13 protein-coding genes are annotated in these 19,141 nt (G+C 66.4%); 9 read left to right on the forward strand and 4 right to left on the reverse strand.

The window, feature by feature from the left end:
• Positions 1 to 91: 91 nt before the first annotated feature.
• The 4 genes from N7573_RS16735 to grxC form a co-directional block, all read right to left on the reverse strand.
• Positions 92 to 502 (reverse strand): hypothetical protein, encoded by a 411-nt coding sequence (locus tag N7573_RS16735; RefSeq protein WP_279914054.1) that lies wholly within the window; start codon positions 500 to 502, stop codon positions 92 to 94.
• Positions 503 to 633: 131 nt separating this feature from the next.
• Positions 634 to 1,638, reverse strand: a complete 1,005-nt coding sequence (locus N7573_RS16740) for an isocitrate dehydrogenase (RefSeq protein ID WP_032129081.1) — start codon at positions 1,636 to 1,638, stop codon at positions 634 to 636.
• A 312-nt stretch (positions 1,639 to 1,950) separates the two neighbouring features.
• Complete coding sequence (locus tag N7573_RS16745) at positions 1,951 to 2,343, reverse strand: carboxymuconolactone decarboxylase family protein (RefSeq protein WP_107431683.1); 393 nt, start codon at positions 2,341 to 2,343, stop codon at positions 1,951 to 1,953.
• Entirely contained in the window at positions 2,340 to 2,630 is a 291-nt protein-coding gene (gene grxC / locus N7573_RS16750) for a glutaredoxin 3 (RefSeq protein ID WP_049400919.1), read from the reverse strand. The genes N7573_RS16745 and grxC overlap by 4 nt, the downstream gene beginning before the upstream one ends.
• 88 nt (positions 2,631 to 2,718) lie before the next feature.
• Here grxC and N7573_RS16755 point away from each other — a divergent pair, with 88 nt between their 5' ends.
• From N7573_RS16755 to N7573_RS16795, 9 genes are all read left to right on the forward strand, one after another.
• Positions 2,719 to 4,419 carry a M48 family metalloprotease gene (locus tag N7573_RS16755; protein WP_279913764.1) on the forward strand — a complete coding sequence of 567 codons (1,701 nt, stop codon included), beginning with the start codon at positions 2,719 to 2,721 and terminating at the stop codon, positions 4,417 to 4,419.
• 116 nt (positions 4,420 to 4,535) lie between these two features.
• Positions 4,536 to 5,225 (forward strand): phosphate regulon transcriptional regulator PhoB, encoded by a 690-nt coding sequence (gene phoB / locus N7573_RS16760; protein WP_005408258.1) that lies wholly within the window; start codon positions 4,536 to 4,538, stop codon positions 5,223 to 5,225.
• A gap of 106 nt (positions 5,226 to 5,331) precedes the next feature.
• The gene (phoR, locus tag N7573_RS16765; RefSeq protein ID WP_005415460.1) at positions 5,332 to 6,663 is read left to right on the forward strand and encodes a phosphate regulon sensor histidine kinase PhoR; all 1,332 of its coding nucleotides are present in this window, start codon (positions 5,332 to 5,334) and stop codon (positions 6,661 to 6,663) included.
• Between the two features lie 4 nt (positions 6,664 to 6,667).
• Entirely contained in the window at positions 6,668 to 8,755 is a 2,088-nt protein-coding gene (gene ppk1, locus N7573_RS16770) for a polyphosphate kinase 1 (RefSeq protein WP_164080731.1), read from the forward strand.
• Between the two features lie 467 nt (positions 8,756 to 9,222).
• On the forward strand, positions 9,223 to 10,749 hold the full coding sequence (gene ppx / locus N7573_RS16775; protein ID WP_010483920.1) for an exopolyphosphatase: 1,527 nt from the start codon (positions 9,223 to 9,225) through the stop codon (positions 10,747 to 10,749).
• 306 nt (positions 10,750 to 11,055) lie between these two features.
• Positions 11,056 to 14,025, forward strand: a complete 2,970-nt coding sequence (locus N7573_RS16780) for a TonB-dependent receptor (protein ID WP_279912549.1) — start codon at positions 11,056 to 11,058, stop codon at positions 14,023 to 14,025.
• A 337-nt stretch (positions 14,026 to 14,362) separates the two neighbouring features.
• Positions 14,363 to 17,287 (forward strand): TonB-dependent receptor, encoded by a 2,925-nt coding sequence (locus N7573_RS16785; protein ID WP_279912548.1) that lies wholly within the window; start codon positions 14,363 to 14,365, stop codon positions 17,285 to 17,287.
• Positions 17,288 to 17,432: 145 nt separating this feature from the next.
• Positions 17,433 to 18,578 (forward strand): glycosyltransferase family 1 protein, encoded by a 1,146-nt coding sequence (locus tag N7573_RS16790; RefSeq protein WP_032129074.1) that lies wholly within the window; start codon positions 17,433 to 17,435, stop codon positions 18,576 to 18,578.
• Positions 18,559 to 19,098, forward strand: a complete 540-nt coding sequence (locus N7573_RS16795) for a phosphatase PAP2 family protein (RefSeq protein ID WP_032129073.1) — start codon at positions 18,559 to 18,561, stop codon at positions 19,096 to 19,098. Before N7573_RS16790 ends, N7573_RS16795 begins: the two co-directional genes overlap by 20 nt.
• The last annotated feature ends 43 nt before the right edge of the window (positions 19,099 to 19,141 follow it).

Consider the following 19,141-nt stretch of genomic DNA (forward strand, 5'->3'; position numbering starts at 1 on the left):
GATGCTGAAGGTGGGTCAAGCCTGCTTCCAGCAGGCTTGACCACGAACATAGGATCTCGACTACGCAGGAGCAGTCGAGCATGGCTCGACTCTACTGGGCCAGCTTGACCCCATTGAGTCGCACGATCATCGCGTGGTCACGACCCAGCACCACTTCGGCGGTATTGCTGCCCGCGCGCACGGCACGTGCAAGGCCCGCCGGATACTTCACTGGGACGCCGGCCAGGGTCTGCACATGCTGGGCCGGAGAGATCCTGCTCCTGATCACGAACTCGGCACAGCTGCCTTCGAGCAGATACACAGGCGATCCTGCCGGAAATTCGATCAACCGCAGGATGCGCGCCTCGCCCTCCTGCATGCTGCGGAGGGGCGTCCCCTGCGTCCGCAGGCGGCGCAGCGCGCGCTGGGCGCGGGACCACGGCCAGTAGGAGATGGCGTAGATGGCCACGCCGACAGCATAGACGGCAACGGCCGCCACGACCCACACGGCCGCCTCAGGCATCTGAAAAAATCCTGTCGGTGAAAAACCGCAGTTGAAAACGCAGACGGGCCGTACAAGGACGGCCCGTCTTCAACGCATGCAGGCCCGGACTGGGCATCGCCGAGACGATCTCCAGCCGGAACGCCGGCCGCTTACAGGCGGCTGGCGATGGCCTGGGCAAAGCTCATGGTGGTGCCGGTGCCGCCCAGGTCGCCGGTCAGCGAATCCTTGGCTTCCATGGTCGCCACGATGGCCTTGCGCAGGCGCTCGGCATTTTCCGGCTGGCCGACATGGTCCAGCATCTGCGCCGCTGCCAGCAGCAGCGCGCACGGATTGGCCTTGCCCTGGCCAGCGATGTCCGGCGCGGTGCCGTGCACGGCTTCGAAGATCGCCGCGTCCTTGCCGATGTTGGCACCCGGGGCCAGGCCCAGGCCGCCGACGAGGCCGGCGCACAGGTCGGAGATGATGTCGCCGAACAGGTTGGTGGTGACGATCACGTCGAACTGTTCCGGACGCATCACCAGCTGCATGCAGCAGTTGTCGACGATCATTTCCTGGAATTCGATGTCCGGGTACTGCGCAGCCACTTCACGGGCGACATTCAGGAACAGGCCCGAGGTCGACTTGATGATGTTGGCCTTGTGTACGGCGGTGACCTTCTTGCGGCCGGTGCTCTTGGCCAGCTCGAAGGCGTAGCGCACGATGCGCTCGGAGCCCTTGCGGGTGATGCGGGTGCCGGAGAAGGCGGTCTCGCCGTCGGCCGACACTTCCTGGCCTTCGGCCAGGTAGGCACCTTCGGTATTCTCACGCACGGTGATCAGGTCGACGTTGTCGAAACGCGACTTGGTGTTCGGGAAGGTGTGGGCCGGACGCACATTGGCGTACAGGTCGAAGTGACGGCGCAGGCTGACGTTGATCGAGGTGAAGCCACCACCGACCGGGGTGGTCAGCGGGCTCTTCAGCGCGACCTTGTTGCGCGCGATCGATTCCAGGGTCACCGCCGGCATCAGGTCGCCGTGCTTTTCCAGGGCCACCAGGCCGGCGTCGGCGTCTTCGTACTCCAGGCCAGTCTTGAGCTGGTCGAGCACGAACAGGGTGGCGTCCATGATTTCCGGGCCAATGCCGTCGCCGCGGATGACCGTAATTTTCTGCGTCATTGATCGATGTTCCGAACAGGGGGAAAAACGCCGTCCGGACGTGCCCGGAAACGCCGGCGCAAAGGAAGTTTCACCGGCAATTATGCCTGAGCCGGGGCCGAGGTCCCAAATAGACCATGGTCCCAGTGCCCGGCTCAGGCAGAATTGCCCGCGCATCCCACCTTATCCCCGCGCCTGTCGGCGCGCCCCTTCAACAAGAAGGGGCTCCTGGGCTGTTGGATTGCGGGGAAGCGCTCGGTAGTGCCGGCCGCTGGCCGGCAACCTCGGCCATTCCGGATTCAGGGTATGCCGGCCAGCGGCCGGCACTACCCTTCAGTGCGCGTGCGCTTCCGGGGCGGCGCCGCCGCCTTCGAGCTGGTCGAGGAAGTCGACCGCGCGGCGCAGGTGCGGGATCACGATCGAGCCGCCCACCACCAGGCCGACCGAGAAGGTCTCGAAGAACTCTTCTCGGGTCACCCCGGCGTCCTTGCACTGGGCCACGTGGTAGCTGATGCAGTCGTCGCAGCGCAGCACCATCGAGGCCACCAGGCCCAGCAGTTCCTTGGTCTTCACGTCCAGCGCGCCGGCCTGGTAGGTCTGCGTGTCCAGCGCGAAGAAGCGGCGCACCACCTGGTTCGGCTCGCCCAGGATCCGCTCGTTCATGCGCTTGCGGAAGTCGGTGAACTCGGCGATGCGGTCCTTGCTGCCGTCGTCGGCCGCGCTCATGCCTGGCCCTGCCCGGCCAGCAGCGGCTCGAGCTTGCCTTCACGGTGCAGGGCCATCATGTCGTCGTAGCCGCCCACGTGGACGTCGCCGACGAAGATCTGCGGCACGCTGGTACGGCGGGTCAGTGCCATCATCTTCTCGCGCTCGACCGGGTCCAGGTCGATGCGGACCTCGGTCCACTGCTGGCCCTTGCTCTTCAGGAAGTTCTTGGCGGCCACGCAGTACGGGCAGACGGCGGTGGAATAGATGGTGATGGCGGGGGCACCGCCGGCGGTCTGGGCTGTCACGGGAAACTCCACGATGGATCGACGGTCTACATATGGTACCGGTGCGCTGGAATTTCCACGCCACGGCCGCAACACTGTGGATTAACGAATGGTTGCCCCCCACCCTGCCACGCTTGGCGCGCCCTGCCCGAGGACCCACTGCTTGCGAGCCCTGCTGCTGACTACCGCCGTCACCCTGGCCTTGGCCATGCCGCTCGCCCAGGCCCAGGAGAAGCTGCCCGACATCGGCTCCTCGGCCGGCGAGCTGCTGACCCCGGCCCGCCAGGCCGAGTACGGCGCGATGATGCTGCGCGAGCTGCGCAACTACGGCTACCTGCTGGATGACCCGCTGGTCAACGACTGGCTGCAGACCATGGGTACCCGGCTCGGCTCCAACAGCGACCAGCCTCGCCAGCCCTACACGTTCTTCGTGATGAAGGACCGCCAGATCAACGCCTTCGCCACGCTGGGCGGCTACATCGGGGTCAATGCCGGCCTGGTGCTGACCGCCGAGCGCGAGGACGAGGTGGCTGCGGTGCTGTCACACGAAATCGCGCACGTCACCCAGCAGCACGTGCTGCGCGGGGTCGAGCGTGCCCAGCGCGACCAGATCCCGATCCTGCTCGGCATGCTGGCGGCGGTGGTGGCCGCACAGGCCAGCAACAGCACGTCGTCCGGCAACGCGACGATGGCCGCGATCAGCTCGGGCATGGGCCTGATGCAGCAGCGCCAGATCAACTACACCCGCTCCAACGAATCCGAGGCCGATCGCCTCGGCATCCGCACGCTGTCGCGCAGCGGTTACGACGTGGACGCCATGGCCGGCTTCTTCGAGCGGATGGCATCGGCGATGCGCGGCAACGAGGGTGGCTACAGCGTGCCCGAGTTCCTGCGCACCCATCCGGTCAACATCACCCGCATCAGCGAGGCGAAGGCCCGCGCCGACCAGATGAAGAAGGACACCGTGCTGCTGACCACCAGCACCCCCAGCGGCGAGCGCAGGGAGCGCGTGGACCCGGCCGATCCCAGCCTGGCCGAACCTCTGTTGCGCGGAACCAACCCGCTGCTGCCCACCAGCGTGCTGCGCATCCCGATGGGCCAGCTCAGCCGCGGCGCCAGTGGCGACTTCGACTGGGCCCGCGAGCGCCTGCGCGTGCTCAGCGCGGATTCCACCCCCGAGCTGGAACGCGAGTATGCCGATCTGGCCAAGCGTCAGAAGGACGGCCTCAACGATGCCCAGCGCTATGGCCAGGCGCTGGCGGTGATGCGCAGCGGTCGCGCCGGCGCCACCCAGGCCCGGCAGACCCTGGCAGGCCTGCTGCAGACCCGCCCGGACAACCTGTGGCTGGCTCTGGGGCTGGGCGAGGCCGAATCGCGTGCAGGCCAGACCGCCCAGGCCAACAGTCGCTTCGAGCAGTTGCTGCGTCAGCACCCCAACAGCCGTCCGGTGGCGCTGACCTATGCCGAGATCCTGAACGAACAGGGCAGCCGCGAGGCGGGCCAGCGCGCGCAGGCCATGCTGCGGCCCCTGCTGTCGCAAAGCGGTAACGATCCGGTCTTCCAGCAGCGGTACGCCCGCGCCAGCGAGTTGGCCGGCGACAGCGTGCGTGCCAGCGAGGCCTACGCCGAGGCGGCCTTCCTCAGCGGCCGGCCGGAACAGTCGCTGATGCAGCTGCAGGCGCTCAAGCGCAACCCGGCGCTGGACTACGTAGGCCGGGCGCGGGTGGATGCGCGCATCGAGGCGATCACCCCCACCGTGCTGGAGCTGCGCCGGCAGGGCGTGCAGGACCCGGACCTGGACCGCCGCTGAGCGCTGCATGACCGGCCGATGGCAATCCCGAACGGTTCCGGCCAGGTAGTCACAAACATGTCATCAAACCGTAGTCTACTGGCACCACTCCAGTAACCGAGCCCTACGGTGTCCTCGTGCAGAAACGCATCCTGATCGTCGATGACGAGCCCGCGATCCGTGAAATGGTCGCCTTCGCCCTGCGCAAGGGCGATTACGAACCGGTTCACGCCGGCGACGCCCGTGAGGCCCAGACCGCCATCGCCGACCGCGTCCCCGACCTGATCCTGCTGGACTGGATGCTGCCCGGCACCAGCGGCCTGGACCTGGCCCGGCGCTGGCGCAAGGAAACCCTGACCCGCGAAGTGCCGATCATCATGCTGACCGCCCGCGGCGAAGAGAACGACCGCGTGGGTGGCCTTGAAGCCGGCGTCGACGACTATGTGGTCAAGCCGTTCTCGGCGCGCGAACTGCTGGCCCGCATCCGTGCGGTGATGCGCCGCGCCCGCGAGGACGACGAGGACGGCAGCGTGGCGGTCGGCCCGATCCGCATCGACGGCGCCGCCCATCGCGTGTTCGCCAACGACCAGCCGGTGCCGATCGGCCCGACCGAATACCGCCTGCTGCACTTCTTCATGACCCACCCGGAGCGCGTCTATACCCGCGCCCAGCTGCTGGACCATGTGTGGGGCGGCAGCGTGTACGTGGAGGAGCGCACCATCGACGTGCACATCCGCCGCCTGCGCAAGACGCTGGAACCGTTCAATGCCGAAAACATGGTGCAGACCGTGCGCGGCGCCGGCTACCGCTTCTCCACTGCTACCTGAGCCTCGTCGTGCCGGCGCCACGCACCTGCGGGTGCCGGCGCCGGCAACTCTGCTATAACCCTCGGTTCACCCCAGTGAACCGCCGCACCTCAACGACGAGATCGCAATGCCCCGCCACATCCGCTCTGCCTGGTTGAAGACCCTGGCCACCGTTGCCGCGGTACTGCTGTTCGCCGGACTGGTGGGGTGGTTCACGGGCCATCTGTGGTTGTGCATCGCGTTGGGCGCGCTGGCCACGCTGGCCTGGCATTACTGGCGCCTGCGCAGCGTGCTGCGGCGCCTGACCGCGCGCCAGCGCTGGGATACCGCCGAAGAAGGCACCGGCGTCTGGAACGAGCTGGACCGCCTGCTGTACCGCAACCAGGTGGAAATGCGCGTGCGCAAGCGCCGCCTGCTGGACATGCTGCGCAGCTATCGCGCTGCGGCCGCCGCACTTCCCGATGCGGTGGTGGTGCTGGACCGCAACAGCCAGCGCGTGCAGTGGTTCAACGAAGCGGCCACCGCCCTGCTCGGCCTGCATCACCCCGGCGACCTCGGCGAAGCCCTGGTCGAACGCCTGCAGCCGATGCCGCTGGCGCACTGGCTGGCCGGCGGCCGCAATGCCGAGCCGATCCTCGACGTGCCTTCGCCGGTCGATCCGGCGATCCGCCTGAACCTGCGCCTGATTCCCTATTCGTCGGATTACTGGCTGCTGATCGCCCGCGACGTCAGCAAGCTGCTGCGCCTGGAACAGGTGCGCCGCGATTTCGTGGCCAACGTTTCACACGAACTGCGCACGCCGCTCACCGTGGTGCACGGCTACCTGGACATGATGGACCCGGAGGATTTCCCGGGAACCGGACCGATGCTGGAAGAAATGCGCAAGCAGAGCCAGCGTATGGCCCAGCTGGTGGAAGACCTGCTGACCCTGTCGCGCCTCGAATCGCAGGAACACAGCGAGGAAGAGACCGTGGCCATGCAACCGATGCTGGCGACCCTGCGCCGCGAAGCCGAAGCGCACAGCCAGGGCCGCCACCAGATCAGCATCGACGACCTGGCCGGCGTTGACCTGCAGGGCTCGACCAAGGAACTGCACAGCGCCTTCTCCAACCTGGTCACCAATGCGGTGCGCTATACCCCGGCCGGGGGCCGCATCGCGGTGGAGTTCCGCCGCGAAGGCGACGGTGCGGTGCTGGCGGTGCGCGATTCCGGCTACGGCATCCCGGCCACCCACCTACCGCGCCTGACCGAACGTTTCTACCGTGTGTCCAGCAGCCGCTCGCGCGAGAGCGGCGGCACCGGGCTGGGCCTGTCCATCGTCAAGCACATCCTCGGCCTGCATCACGCACGGCTGGAGATTGAAAGCGAAGTCGGCAAGGGCTCGGTGTTCTCCTGCCATTTCGATGCCGACCACGTGCGCCCGCGCGAGTCCGCCCCCCTGACCTCCATCGAAGAATGACGCCATGAGCAGCCTCGGATCCCTCCCCCTCCCCGTGAGCCCGGACAACGATCCGTTGCGCGACCCGGCGCTGTACATCAACCGCGAACTGTCGCAGCTGGATTTCAACTTCCGCGTGCTGGCCCAGGCGATGGACCCGCAGGTGCCGCTGCTGGAGCGCCTGCGCTTCATGTGCATCTCCTGCACCAACCTCGACGAGTTCTTCGAGATCCGCGCCGCTGCCGTACGCCACGCGCAGGAATTCGGCCTGCCGCCGGCGCCGGACGGGATGAGCCCGCAGGCCATCCTCAACGCCATCCATGACCGCGCCGCGGAGCTCGTGGACCAGCAGTACCGCTGCTGGAACGAGACGCTGCGCCCGGCGCTGATGGAGGCCGGCATCGGCGTGCTCGGCCGCCATTCCTGGACCGATCGCCAGAAGCGCTGGCTGCGTGCGTACTTCCGCAACGAGATCATGCCGGTGCTGTCACCGCTGGGCCTGGACCCGGTGCACCCGTTCCCGAAGATCCTCAACAAGTCGCTGAACATCGTGGTGGTGCTGAAGGGCACCGACGCGTTCGGCCGCGCCGGCCACCTGGCCATCGTGCGTGCGCCGCGCTCGCTGCCGCGCATCATCCAGCTGCCGGAGAAGCTCGGCGGTCCGCAGAACTTCGTGTTCCTGTCCTCGGTGCTGTCCACGTTCGTCGATGAACTGTTCCCGGGCATGGAAGTCCAGGGTGCCTACCAGTTCCGCGTTACCCGCAACTCCGAGCTGGTGGTGGACGAGGAGGAAGTGGAGAACCTGGCACTGGCACTGCGCGACGAACTGGTCGACCGCGGCTACCGGCCGGCAGTGCGCCTGGAAATCGCGCAGGACATGCCGCGCGAGATCGTGCGCACCCTGCTGCAGAACTTCGGCCTGACCGAGAACGCGGTGTACCGCATCGACGGCCCGGTCAACCTCAATCGCATCATCCAGCTGTACGACCTGATCGCACAGCCAGACCTGAAGTACCCGCCGATGACCCCGCGCACGCTGCGCGACAGCGACGGCATCTTCGAGACAGTGGCGCGCCACGACCTGCTGCTGCATCACCCGTTCGATGCCTTCACCGCGGTGCTGGACCTGATCCGGCAGGCGGCGGTCGATCCCAACGTGCTGGCGATCAAGCAGACCCTGTACCGCACCGGCAAGGATTCGCTGATTGTCGATGCACTGATCCAGGCCGCACGCAACGGCAAGGACGTGACCGTGGTGGTCGAACTGCGCGCCCGCTTCGACGAGGAAGCCAACCTCGGCCTGGCTGATCGCCTGCAGGAGGCCGGCGTGCAGGTGGTGTATGGCGTGGTCGGCTACAAGACCCACGCCAAGATGCTGCTGATCGTGCGCCGCGAGGGCCGCAAGCTGCGCCGCTATGTGCACCTTGGTACCGGCAACTACCACAGCGGTACCGCCCGTGCGTACACCGACATCAGCCTGATCACCGCCGATGCGGACATCGGCAACGATGTGCACCTGCTGTTCCAGCAGCTGTCCGGGCTGGCCTCGAAGATGAAGCTCAAGCGCCTGCTGCAGTCGCCCTTCACCCTGCACACCGGCATCCTCGGCCGCATCGAGCGCGAGACGCGCATCGCCGCCGCCGGCCGCCCGGCGCGGATCATCGCCAAGATGAACGCCCTGAACGAACCGCAGGTGGTGCGCGCGCTGTACGCCGCCTCGCAGGCCGGCGTGCAGATCGACCTGATCATCCGCGGCGCCTGCACTCTGCGCCCGGGTGTGCCGGGCATCTCGGACAACATCCGCGTGCGCTCGATCGTCGGCCGCTTCCTGGAGCACAGCCGCGTCTACTGGTTCGGCAACGACGGCGCACCGGAGATGTACTGCGCCAGCGCCGACTGGCTGGAACGCAACCTGCTGCGCCGGGTCGAGACCTGCTTCCCGATCCTCGACCCGGAGCTGGCCAAGCGGGTCTACCGCGAGGTCCTGCAGAACTACCTGGACGACAACCTCAACGCCTGGGAACTGGATGCCGACGGCATCTACCACAAGCGTGCGCCCGCCCACGACGAGGCACCGCATTCTGCGCAGATGGCACTGATGCAGGGTCTGTAACCCGGTGTGTCGACCAAGGTCGACACCCACCAACAGCAGAAATCTGTCGAAGGCGGGGTGGGTCCGGTTGCGGGGGCGTGAGCGGCATGGGCCCGAGGCATGCCTCGGGCGGGTTGGGCAGGATGCCCAGCCCCGGTCTTGCCGTGTGCGCAGGACAGCGCACACGAGCAGGCGCGACCGAAGCTACATGGGTGAGGGCGCTTTGTTTGCGAAGCACCGCTTCGCAAGCGCCCGAACGCCCAGCCGCCAGCGGCTGGGCCGGGCCCCGGAGGGGGACTTGCGCCGTCCCCCGCAACCGGACTCCCCCCGCCATCCCACGGATAGCCCGCTGTTGCTGTTGCTGTTGCTGTTGCTGTTGCCGTTGCTCTGGCCTCTGCGGGTGCAGGGCGCAGCCCTGCCGCACTCCCCTACAAAATGTGAAGGCCGCGCGGTGACGAGCACACCGCCCCTTCGGCTAACATTCGTCCATGCCGCACACCACCACGACTCCGCCCGCATTGCAGGATGGCGACCTGCTGGCCGCCATCGACCTTGGCTCCAATAGTTTCCACATGGTCATCGCGCGCTACACGCTCGGCCAGCTGCGGGTAATCGACCGCCTGCGCGAGACGGTGCGCATGGCCGACGGCCTGGATGGCAAAGGGGGACTCTCCTCCGCTGCCCGGCAGCGCGCGCTGGAATGCCTGGCCCGCTTCGGCCAGCGCATCCGCAATGTACCGCCGCACCGGGTGCGCGCACTGGCCACCAACACCGTGCGCCAGCTGCGTTCACCGCAGTCGTTCCTGGTTCCCGCCGAAACCGCGCTCGGGCACGCCATCGAAGTGGTCAGCGGCCGCGAAGAAGCGCGCCTGATCTACCTGGGCGTGGCCCATGCACAACCGCCCAAGCCCGGCCAGCGCCGGCTGGTCATCGACATCGGCGGCGGCTCCACCGAATTCATCATCGGCATGGGCATGCAGACCCTGGAGCGCGAAAGCCTGCAGGCCGGCTGCATTGCCAGCACCCGGCGTTTCTTCCCCGGCGGCAAGCTGAGCAAGAAGCGCTGGAAGGACGCGCTGGCCGAGATCGGTCGCGAGTTCCAGCCCTTCGCCAGCAAGTACCGCGCGCTGGGCTGGCAGGAAGCGCTGGGTTCTTCGGGCACGCACAAGGCGATCAGCGAGATCTGCGCGACGATGAAGCTGAGCAAGGGCGCGATTACCGCCGAGGCCCTGCCGCAACTGCGCGACGAACTGCTGAAGGCCAAGAAGATCGACGACATCCAGTTGCCGGGACTGTCCAGCGACCGCCGCCCGATCATTGCCGGCGGCATCCTGGTGCTGGAGGCCGCCTTCCAGGCACTGGGCCTGCAGAAGCTGCTGGTCAGCAAGGCCGCGATGCGCGAAGGCATCCTCTACGACATCGTCGGCCGCGCTGGCGAGAACGATCTGCGCGATGAATCGGTGTCCGCGCTCAGCCAGCGCTACGGCATCGATACCGTGCAGGCCGACCGTGTGCAGGACACCGCGCTGTCACTGCTGGAACAGGTGCAGGAACGCTGGCGGCTCGATGCCGACGACGCGCGCATGCTCGGCTGGGCCGCGCGCCTGCACGAGCTGGGCCTGATGATCGCGCACAGCGGCTACCACGTGCATGGCAGTTACGTGCTGGAACACTCGGATATCGCCGGCTTCTCGCGGCAGGAACAGCAGATGCTGGCCGCGCTGGTGCGCAGCCATCGCCGCAGCGTGACCAAGACCGCCTTCGACGCCCTGCCCGAGCGCCTGCTGCTGACCGCTCGCCGGCTGGCCGCCCTGCTGCGCTTGGCGGTGCTGCTCAATCGTGCCCATGAGGACGATCCACTGCCGGCGTTGGAACTGACCGCCGACGACAACCGCCTGTCGTTGATCGTGCCGCAGGCCTTCATTGATGCCCGGCCACTGCTGCGCGCCGATCTGATCGGCGAGACCGACGGCATCGCCGGGCTGGGCATCCAGTTCCGGCCCTTCGTAGCCTGAGGCTCACGCTTTCCCGCGAGGGAAAGAAGGTCACACACCGTTACGGTTCGCGCATGCGCCCCCGGTTGACCTGCTGCGACGCAGCAGATCAAGTCGGGGGAGCGCATTCAGCGTTACAGCTAAGCGACTGCTTTTGTTGAGCTTTCGTGAAATCTGACGATGAAGCCTGGTACAAATCGACACGACCTCTTTACAGAGCATTAACCAACGAGACTACTATCGGGTCATCGGTCCGCTTATGGGCGGCCGATTTCTTCGACGCCCCTTTTGGCGTCCCTGCACGACCTGAGAGAGAGAGAGCTCGTCATGACTTCACGTACCACCCCCCTGGGGCAGGCCATCCGCTACGCCCTGGCAACCACTGCGACGCTGGCCGCCCTGCCTGCGTTCGCCCAGAGTGGCAGCACCGCCGCGCCGACCACCCTGGATCGCATCGAGATCACTGGCTCGCGCATCCGCCAGGTGGACGTGGAGACCGCTCAGCCGGTCCTGGCACTGAGCCGGTTGGACATCGAGCGCCAGGGCTTCAGCTCGGTGGCCGACATCCTGCAGAACGTGACCGCCATGGGCAGCCCGGCGATCAGCCGTGCAAACGCACTGAGCTCGGGCGAAAACACCGGCGGCACCTACATCGACATGCGCAACCTGGGCGCGCAGCGCACCCTGGTGCTGGTCAACGGCAAGCGCCTGGGCATCAGCACCTCGGGCCTGCAGGACGTGTCCTCGCTGCCGGTGTCGGCGGTGGAGCGCATCGAAGTGCTGAAGGATGGCGCGTCGGCCATCTACGGTTCCGATGCGATGGCCGGCGTGGTCAACATCATCACCCGTTCCAACGTCAACGGTGTGACCGCCAACGTCTACCACGGCCAGTACAGCGAAGGTGACGGCGCGCGCGACCGCTTCGACGTGGTGGGTGGCTGGAGCAATGACCGCGTGTCGCTGACCCTGGCACTGGAGCACTCCGAAGAAAAGAGCGTCTGGGCCAAGGACCGCTGGTTCAGCAAGTACGGCGTGAGCGACCGCCACCCGAACGATGCCTCCAACTGGACCACGCTGAGCCAGTGGGGCCAGGTCACCGGCCTGAAGGGCGGCCCGGGCTGCACCAACACCAAGGACGGCTGCGGCTATTCGCTCAACCGTGGTGCTGACCCGACCAACCCGGCCAACTACCACCTGACCAATGCGACCCCGTTCACCGGCGACGTCAGCAACGCCAACGAACAGATGCACGTCATGTATCCGCTCAAGCGTGATTCGGTGTACTTCGACGGTCGCTTCAAGATCACCGACCAGGTCAACCTGCGCACCGAATTCGGCTACAACAAGCGTTCGGCCGAGCGCCAGATTGCAGGCTACCCCCTGCAGTCCAGCTCGGTGTCCATCTCGGGCGACCCGACCGCCACCGGCCTGATGTCCAAGGACAGCTACTTCAATCCGTTCGGCAACCAGCACGGCTATGCCAAGCCAACCGACGTGGCCTGGAACCGCCGCACCTGGGAAATCCCGCGTGTGAGCACCAGCGAACTGAAGACCTACCGTGCGGTAGTGTCGCTGGATGGCAGCTTCGAGATCGGCCAGCGCTACTTCGACTGGGACGTGGGCTACCAGTACAACCGCAACGAGCTGACCGCTACCGCCACCGGCAACCTGCACAAGAAGCGCGTGCGTGACGCCGTGGGTCCGTCGTTCCTGGATCCGGCCACCGGCAAGGTGATGTGTGGCCGTCCGGGCGCGGTGATCAGCGGCTGCACGCCGTGGAACCCGCTGGTGCCCTACGGCAAGAACGATCCGAACGGACTGACCGGCAATGAAGAACTGATGGCCTGGCTGTTCCCGGCGGAGCACACCACCGGCCGGACCACCACCAAGAACGCGTTCGCCAACCTGTCCGGCAGCATCATGACCCTGCCGGCCGGCGACCTCGGCTTCGCTTTCGGCGTGGAAAGCCGCAAGGAAGATGGCCGCTACACCCCCGATGCCCTGGCCCAGACCGGCGCTACCACCAACCTGGCCGCAGGCCCGACCGGTGGCAGCTACAACGTGAAGGAAGCCTACCTGGAGCTCAGCGTGCCGGTGCTGGCCGACCTGCCCGGTGCGCGTGAGCTGAGCTTCAGTGCCGCCACCCGCTACTCCAAGTACAACACCTTCGGCAACACGCTCAACAGCAAGTTCGGCTTCAAGTGGAAGCCGATCGACCAGCTGCTGGTCCGTGGTACCTGGGCCGAAGGATTCCGCGCACCGACCATCAACGATCTGTACGGTGGCGGTTCGGAAACCTTCGCGCAGTTCAGCGACCCGTGCGACACCGTGTTCGGCTCGGCCAAGGGCAGTGCTGAAGTCCGCGCGCGCTGCGCACGTGACATCGCCGATGCTGCCAACTTCCGCCAGCTGAAGCAGGGCAACGCCCCGGTGACCACGGCACAGGATGCAACCCCGACGCCGTTCGTGTCCGGTTCGAACCCGCTGCTGGTTCCGGAAACCTCGACCAGCAAGACGCTGGGCCTGGTGTGGAGCCCGACCTTCCTCAGCAACCTCAACGTGGCGCTGGACTGGTGGAAGATCCGCATCGACAACACCATCGTCGGTGACAGCCCGAACCAGATCCTGAAGGACTGCTACGAGCAGGGCATCGAATCGCGCTGCAGCCGCTTCACCCGCGACCCGTCCAACGGCATCGTCACCGGCCTGAAGTTCGGCAACCGCAATGCCGGTTTCGCGGAGACCGAAGGTTATGACCTGGATGTCAGCTATCGCGTCGACACCAGCTACGGCAAGCTGAGCGCAGGCTGGACCAGCACCTATGTGAGCAAGAACGTCTACCGCTCCACCAACGATGTCCGTGATGCGATCACGCCGATCAACGGCGTTGCCAACACCATCGGCACCGCCACCAGCCTTGCGTTCCGCGTGCGCTCGAACCTGGTGCTGGGCTGGGATGTGGGTGACTTCGGCGTCAGCTGGACGGCACGCTACTACTCCGGTGTGAAGGAGCGCTGCCTCAACGCCTCGCGTTATGCGGACGAATGCTCCGATCCGACCTTCCTGGCTCCGTGGCTGAAGTCGCCGACCGCGTACAACGAGCGCGGTGCGGTGACCTTCCACGACGTGCAGTTCCGCTACAACCTGCCGTGGGATGCCACCGTTTCGGTGGGCGCGAACAATGTGTTCGGCAAGGAAGCGCCGGTGATGTACAGCAAGCCGAACTCGTCGTTCTCCTACTACGGTGGCTACGACATCGGTCGTTTCATGTACATGAAGTACCAGCAGCGCTTCTGATCCATCCGCGCTGTTGAAGCTCGACGACCACGGCCCTTCGGGGCCGTGGTTTTTTTCTGCCTCCGCGCAGAGTGTCGCTTTCCACATTGACCGTGATGCGTTCAATCAGGGACACGGTCCTCTGCGCTGCGTCCGCCGCGATGCCACAGGTTGGAGCAATCGATTGATTTGCTTCCGCTTTGTGCAGAAGCGTCACGGCCGTCTGCAGCGCTTTCGTCGCTTGCCCATACGTCTCCCCATCCATCTTCACTAGGTTCGAACATCCACCGCCGCGGTGGAGTTGACGCAGCCCCGCTTGGCTGTGTTCCGAAGACTTCGAAGACTGAGAGAGAGACCCATGACCATCCGTATTCCCGAGCTCGGGTTGGCGATCCGTCGTGCACTGGCGATGACGGCCACCACCGCACTGGCCGCCCCCGCATTCGCCCAGCACGCACCGGAAGCCACCACGCTGGACCGTATCGAGATCACCGGTTCGCGCATCCGCCAGGTCGACCTGGAAACCGCGCAGCCGGTGCTGACCATCAGCCGCGCCGACATCGAGCGGCAGGGCTTCAATTCCGTTGCCGACATCCTGCAGAACCTGACCGCAACCGGCAGCCCGGCCTTGAGCCGTGCCAGCCCGCTCAGTGCAGGCGAGGCCGCAGGCGGCAGCTACGTGGACATGCGCGGCCTCGGTGCACAGCGCACCCTGGTGCTGGTCAACGGCAAGCGCCTGGGCATGACCACTTCGGGTTACCAGGATATATCCAGCATTCCCGCCGCTGCCGTGGAACGCATGGAAGTGCTGAAGGACGGCGCCTCGGCCATCTACGGTTCCGACGCGATGGCCGGCGTGGTCAACATCATCACCCGGCGCAACGTCCAGGGCGTGACCGCCAACGTCTACCACGGGCAGTTCAGCGAAGGCGATGGTGCCCGCACCCAGTACGACGTGGTTGCCGGCTGGTCGAATGACCGCGCTTCGATCAGTGTCGCCGCCGAGCATGTCGAAGAAAAGGGCGTTTGGGCGAAGGACCGCGGCTTCAGCGCCTACACCTATACCGATCGTCATCCGGACGATGGCTGGACCACGGTCGGGCAGTGGGGGCGCATCATCGGCTTCAAGGGCCCGGGCTGCAGCAGCGCCCGTGGCTGCAGCTATTCGCTCGATCGCGGCAGCCAGCCGGGCGGGCCGGACAGCTTCCACCTCAGTGACAACACACCGTTCACCGGTGATGTCAGCAACAGCAATGAACAGATGCACGTGCAGACGCCGATCAAGCGCGATTCGCTCTTCGTCGATGCGCGCATGGATCTGAACGACCAGATCCGCTTCAACACCCAGCTGGCCTACAACCGACGCACCACCACGCGCCAGATTGCCGGCTATCCGTTCCAGTCCGGTGCGGCCGGCATCACGCCGATGTCCGCCGACAGCTGGTTCAATCCGTTCGGCAGCCACCACGGCTATGAACGCCCAAGCGACGTGCACTGGAACCGCCGAACCTGGGAGATTCCACGCGTCAGCACCAGTGAACTGACCACCTGGCAGAGTGTCGCAGCGTTTGAAGGCAGCTTCCAGTTCGCCGGTCGCGACTTCGATTGGGAAGCCGGCTACCAGTACAACCGCAGCGAGCTGGAGCAGCGTGCCACCGGCAACCTGCACAAGCAGCGCGTTGCCGATTCCACCGGTCCTTCGTTCTACAACCCGGCCACCGGCAAGGTGGAATGCGGTACACCGGATGCACCGATTGCCGGCTGCAAGCCCTGGAATCCACTGGTGCCGTATGGCCAGGATGACCCGTACGGCCTGACCGGCAATGGCGAACTGCAGGACTGGCTGTTCCCCGAGGAACTCACCCGTGGCCGCAACACCACCCGCAACCTGTTCGCCAGCCTCAGTGGCGGCCTTGCCACGCTGCCTGCCGGGGAACTGGGCTTCGCCCTGGGTGTGGAGAGCCGCCGCGAGGAGGGTCGCTTCATTCCCGACGCGCTGGCCCAGACCGGCGCCACCACCAACCTGGCGGCGGGCCCCACCGGCGGTGGCTACCGTGTCGACGAGGCCTATCTGGAGCTGAGCGTGCCGGTGCTGAGCGACCTCCCCGGTGCACGCCAGCTGACCCTGGACATGGCAACGCGCTACTCGGACTACACCACCTTCGGCGGAACCCTCAACAGCAAGTTCGGCATCTCGTGGAAGCCGATCGACCAGTTGCTGGTCCGTGGCACCTGGGCCCAGGGTTTCCGTGCGCCGACCATCTCGAATCTGTACGGCGGCGGCTCGCAGACCTTCACCACCGGCTTCCGTGACCCCTGCGATACGGTCTATGGCGCCGCCGCCAGCAGCCCGGAGGTACGTGCACGTTGCGCCGCCGACATCGCCAACGCGGACAGCTACCGCCAGCTCGGCCAGGGCAACGAGCCGATCACCGGCAGCAGTGGGCAGACGCCCCTGCCCTTCACCAACGGCTCCAATCCCGACCTGAAGCCGGAAACCTCGACCAGCCGCACGCTGGGCCTGGTCTGGAGCCCGACGTTTGCCGAAGGACTGAACATTGCGTTGGACTGGTGGAAGATCCGTATCGACAACACCATCGTCGCCGACCATCCCAACGATATCCTCCGCGACTGCTACGAACTGGGCATCGCCGAGCGCTGCGGCAGTTTCACCCGCGACCCGGAACTGGGCATCGTCAACACGCTCAACTATGGCAGCCGCAACAGCGGGTTCCGCCAGGCCGAAGGCTATGACCTGGAGATCGGCCACAAGATCGAAACGTCCTGGGGCACGCTGAGCGCCGACTGGAAGACCACCTATGTGGTCGCCGCGGAAGAACGGACCACCAACGAGGCGGATGCCCCGCCCATTCCCAGCAATGGCATCGCCAGCAACGGCGGCATCGGCTTCCGTGTGCGCTCCAACGCATCGTTGGGCTGGGAGCGTGGCAACCTCGGCCTTAACTGGGGCCTGCGCTATTTCTCCGCGGTCAAGGAGCGTTGCCTGGATGCAGCCACGTATCCGGGTGAGTGCTCGCACCCGGGCCAGCGCGCGCCGTGGTTCAGTGGCAGCCGTGACTACAACCGTCGCGGATCGGTCACCTTCCACGACGTGCAGGCGCGCTACAACCTGCCATGGGATGCGACCGTCTCGATCGGTGCCAACAATGTGTTCGGCCGCCAGGGACCGGCCATGTACAGCCAGCCGAGCGCCAACTTCTCCTACTACGGTGGCTTCGACATCGGTCGTTTCATCTACATGAAATACCAGCAGCGCTTCTGATCCACCGCGCCCCCTGCACGACCGCCACGGCCCTTCGGGGCCGTGGCTTCGTACAGGGACCTGACCACCGTCATCCCGTGGTCGCAAAGCGGTCATATCGGCTACATCGCCAGGCCCGAGCATGCCGGAAACCCGGAGGCCCGCCATGCGCTATGCCATCGTCACCGAGACCTACCCGCCGGAAGTGAACGGCGTTGCCCTCACCGTGCAGGGCCTGGAGCAGGGACTGCGCAATTCCGGCCATGACATCGACCTGATCCGGCCACGCCAGACCAGCGAAGCACTGGACTCGGCACCGGGCACGCTGCTGGTGCCGGGCGCCGCACTGCCGCGCTACCCCGGCCTGCGCTTTGGCCTGCCTGCACCGATCCGGCTCAACCGCCACTGGCAGCAGCAGCGTCCCGATGCGGTCTACATCGCCACCGAAGGCCCGCTGGGCTGGTCGGCGCTGCGCACCGCGCGCCGCCTTGGCATTCCGGTCGCCAGTGGTTTCCATACCCGCTTCGACGAGTACCTGCCCGACTACGGCGTGGCCTGGCTGCAGGCTGCCGCGATGCGCTGGATGCGCCGGTTCCACAACCAGGCCGATGCAACCCTGGTGCCCACCCGCGAGCTGCAGCAGTTCCTCGGTGAACAGGGCTTCGAACGCGTGCGCCTGCTGGCACGCGCGGTCGACAGCCAGCAGTTCGATCCGGGCCGGCGCGACCCGGCGCTGCGCGAGGAATGGGGCGTGGACGGCAACGGCCTGGTCGCGATCCATGTCGGCCGCATCGCTGCGGAAAAAAACCTTGGCCTGGCGGTGAAAGCCTTCCGCCGCCTGCAGCAGATCCGCCCCAAAGCCCGCTTCGTCTGGGTGGGTGATGGTCCGGCCCGCGAAAAACTGGCACATGAAAACCCCGATTTCATTTTCTGCGGCATCCAGCGCGGCGAAGCCCTGGCACGGCATTTCGCCAGCGGTGACCTGTTCCTGTTCCCCAGCCGCAGCGAGACCTTTGGCAACGTGACCCTGGAAAGCATGGCCAGCGGCCTGGCCACCGTCGCTTTCGACTACGGTGCGGCCCGCGAATACCTGCGTGATGGCGAGAACGGTGCGGCCGTGGAAAACGATGAGCAGTTCATCGAGGCAGCGGTGCAGCTGGCCGCCGATGATGCACGGCGCCGCGAATTCGGCAGCAGCGCCGCGCGTGCGATGAAGCGCCTGCATCCACAGCAGGTGGTTGCCGAATTCGATGCCCTGCTGGCCGAGCTGGCCCAGTCGCGGAGGAGCGGCCATGCGCACCACGCCGCTTGAGCTGCTGGCTGGCCGCGAGGCGCGGCTCTGCCGCCGGGCCAACCACTACTGCCGGCGTCGCCGCGTGCGTCGCCTGTTCTCGGTCATCAGCCGGCTCGGCGATGGCGTGTTCTGGTACGTGCTGATGGGCGCGCTGGTGGCGCTGGACGGCTTCGACGGACTGCGTGCATCGGTGCACATGGCCGCCACCGGCCTGGCCGCACTGCTGCTCTACAAAAGCCTCAAGCGCTGGACCCGGCGTCCCCGCCCGTATGCGGCCGATCTGCGCATCCGCGCCTGGGTGGCGCCGCTGGACGAGTTCAGCTTCCCCTCCGGGCACACCCTGCACGCGGTGTCGTTCACCATCGTCGCGCTGGCCTACTACCCGTGGCTGGCGCCGCTGCTGATGCCGTTCACCTTCGGCGTCGCGCTGTCGCGGGTGGTGCTGGGCCTGCACTACCCGTCCGATGTACTGGCCGCCACCGGCATTGCCATCCTGCTGGCATCGGCCAGCCTGGCCTGGTTGCCGCTGCCGGTGTAGCCCCCGGGGTCAGATCCCTTCGGTAGCGCCGGGCCATGCCCGG

Source organism: Stenotrophomonas sp. GD04054 (genome assembly GCF_029836955.1).
Classification (GTDB): domain Bacteria; phylum Pseudomonadota; class Gammaproteobacteria; order Xanthomonadales; family Xanthomonadaceae; genus Stenotrophomonas; species Stenotrophomonas maltophilia_A.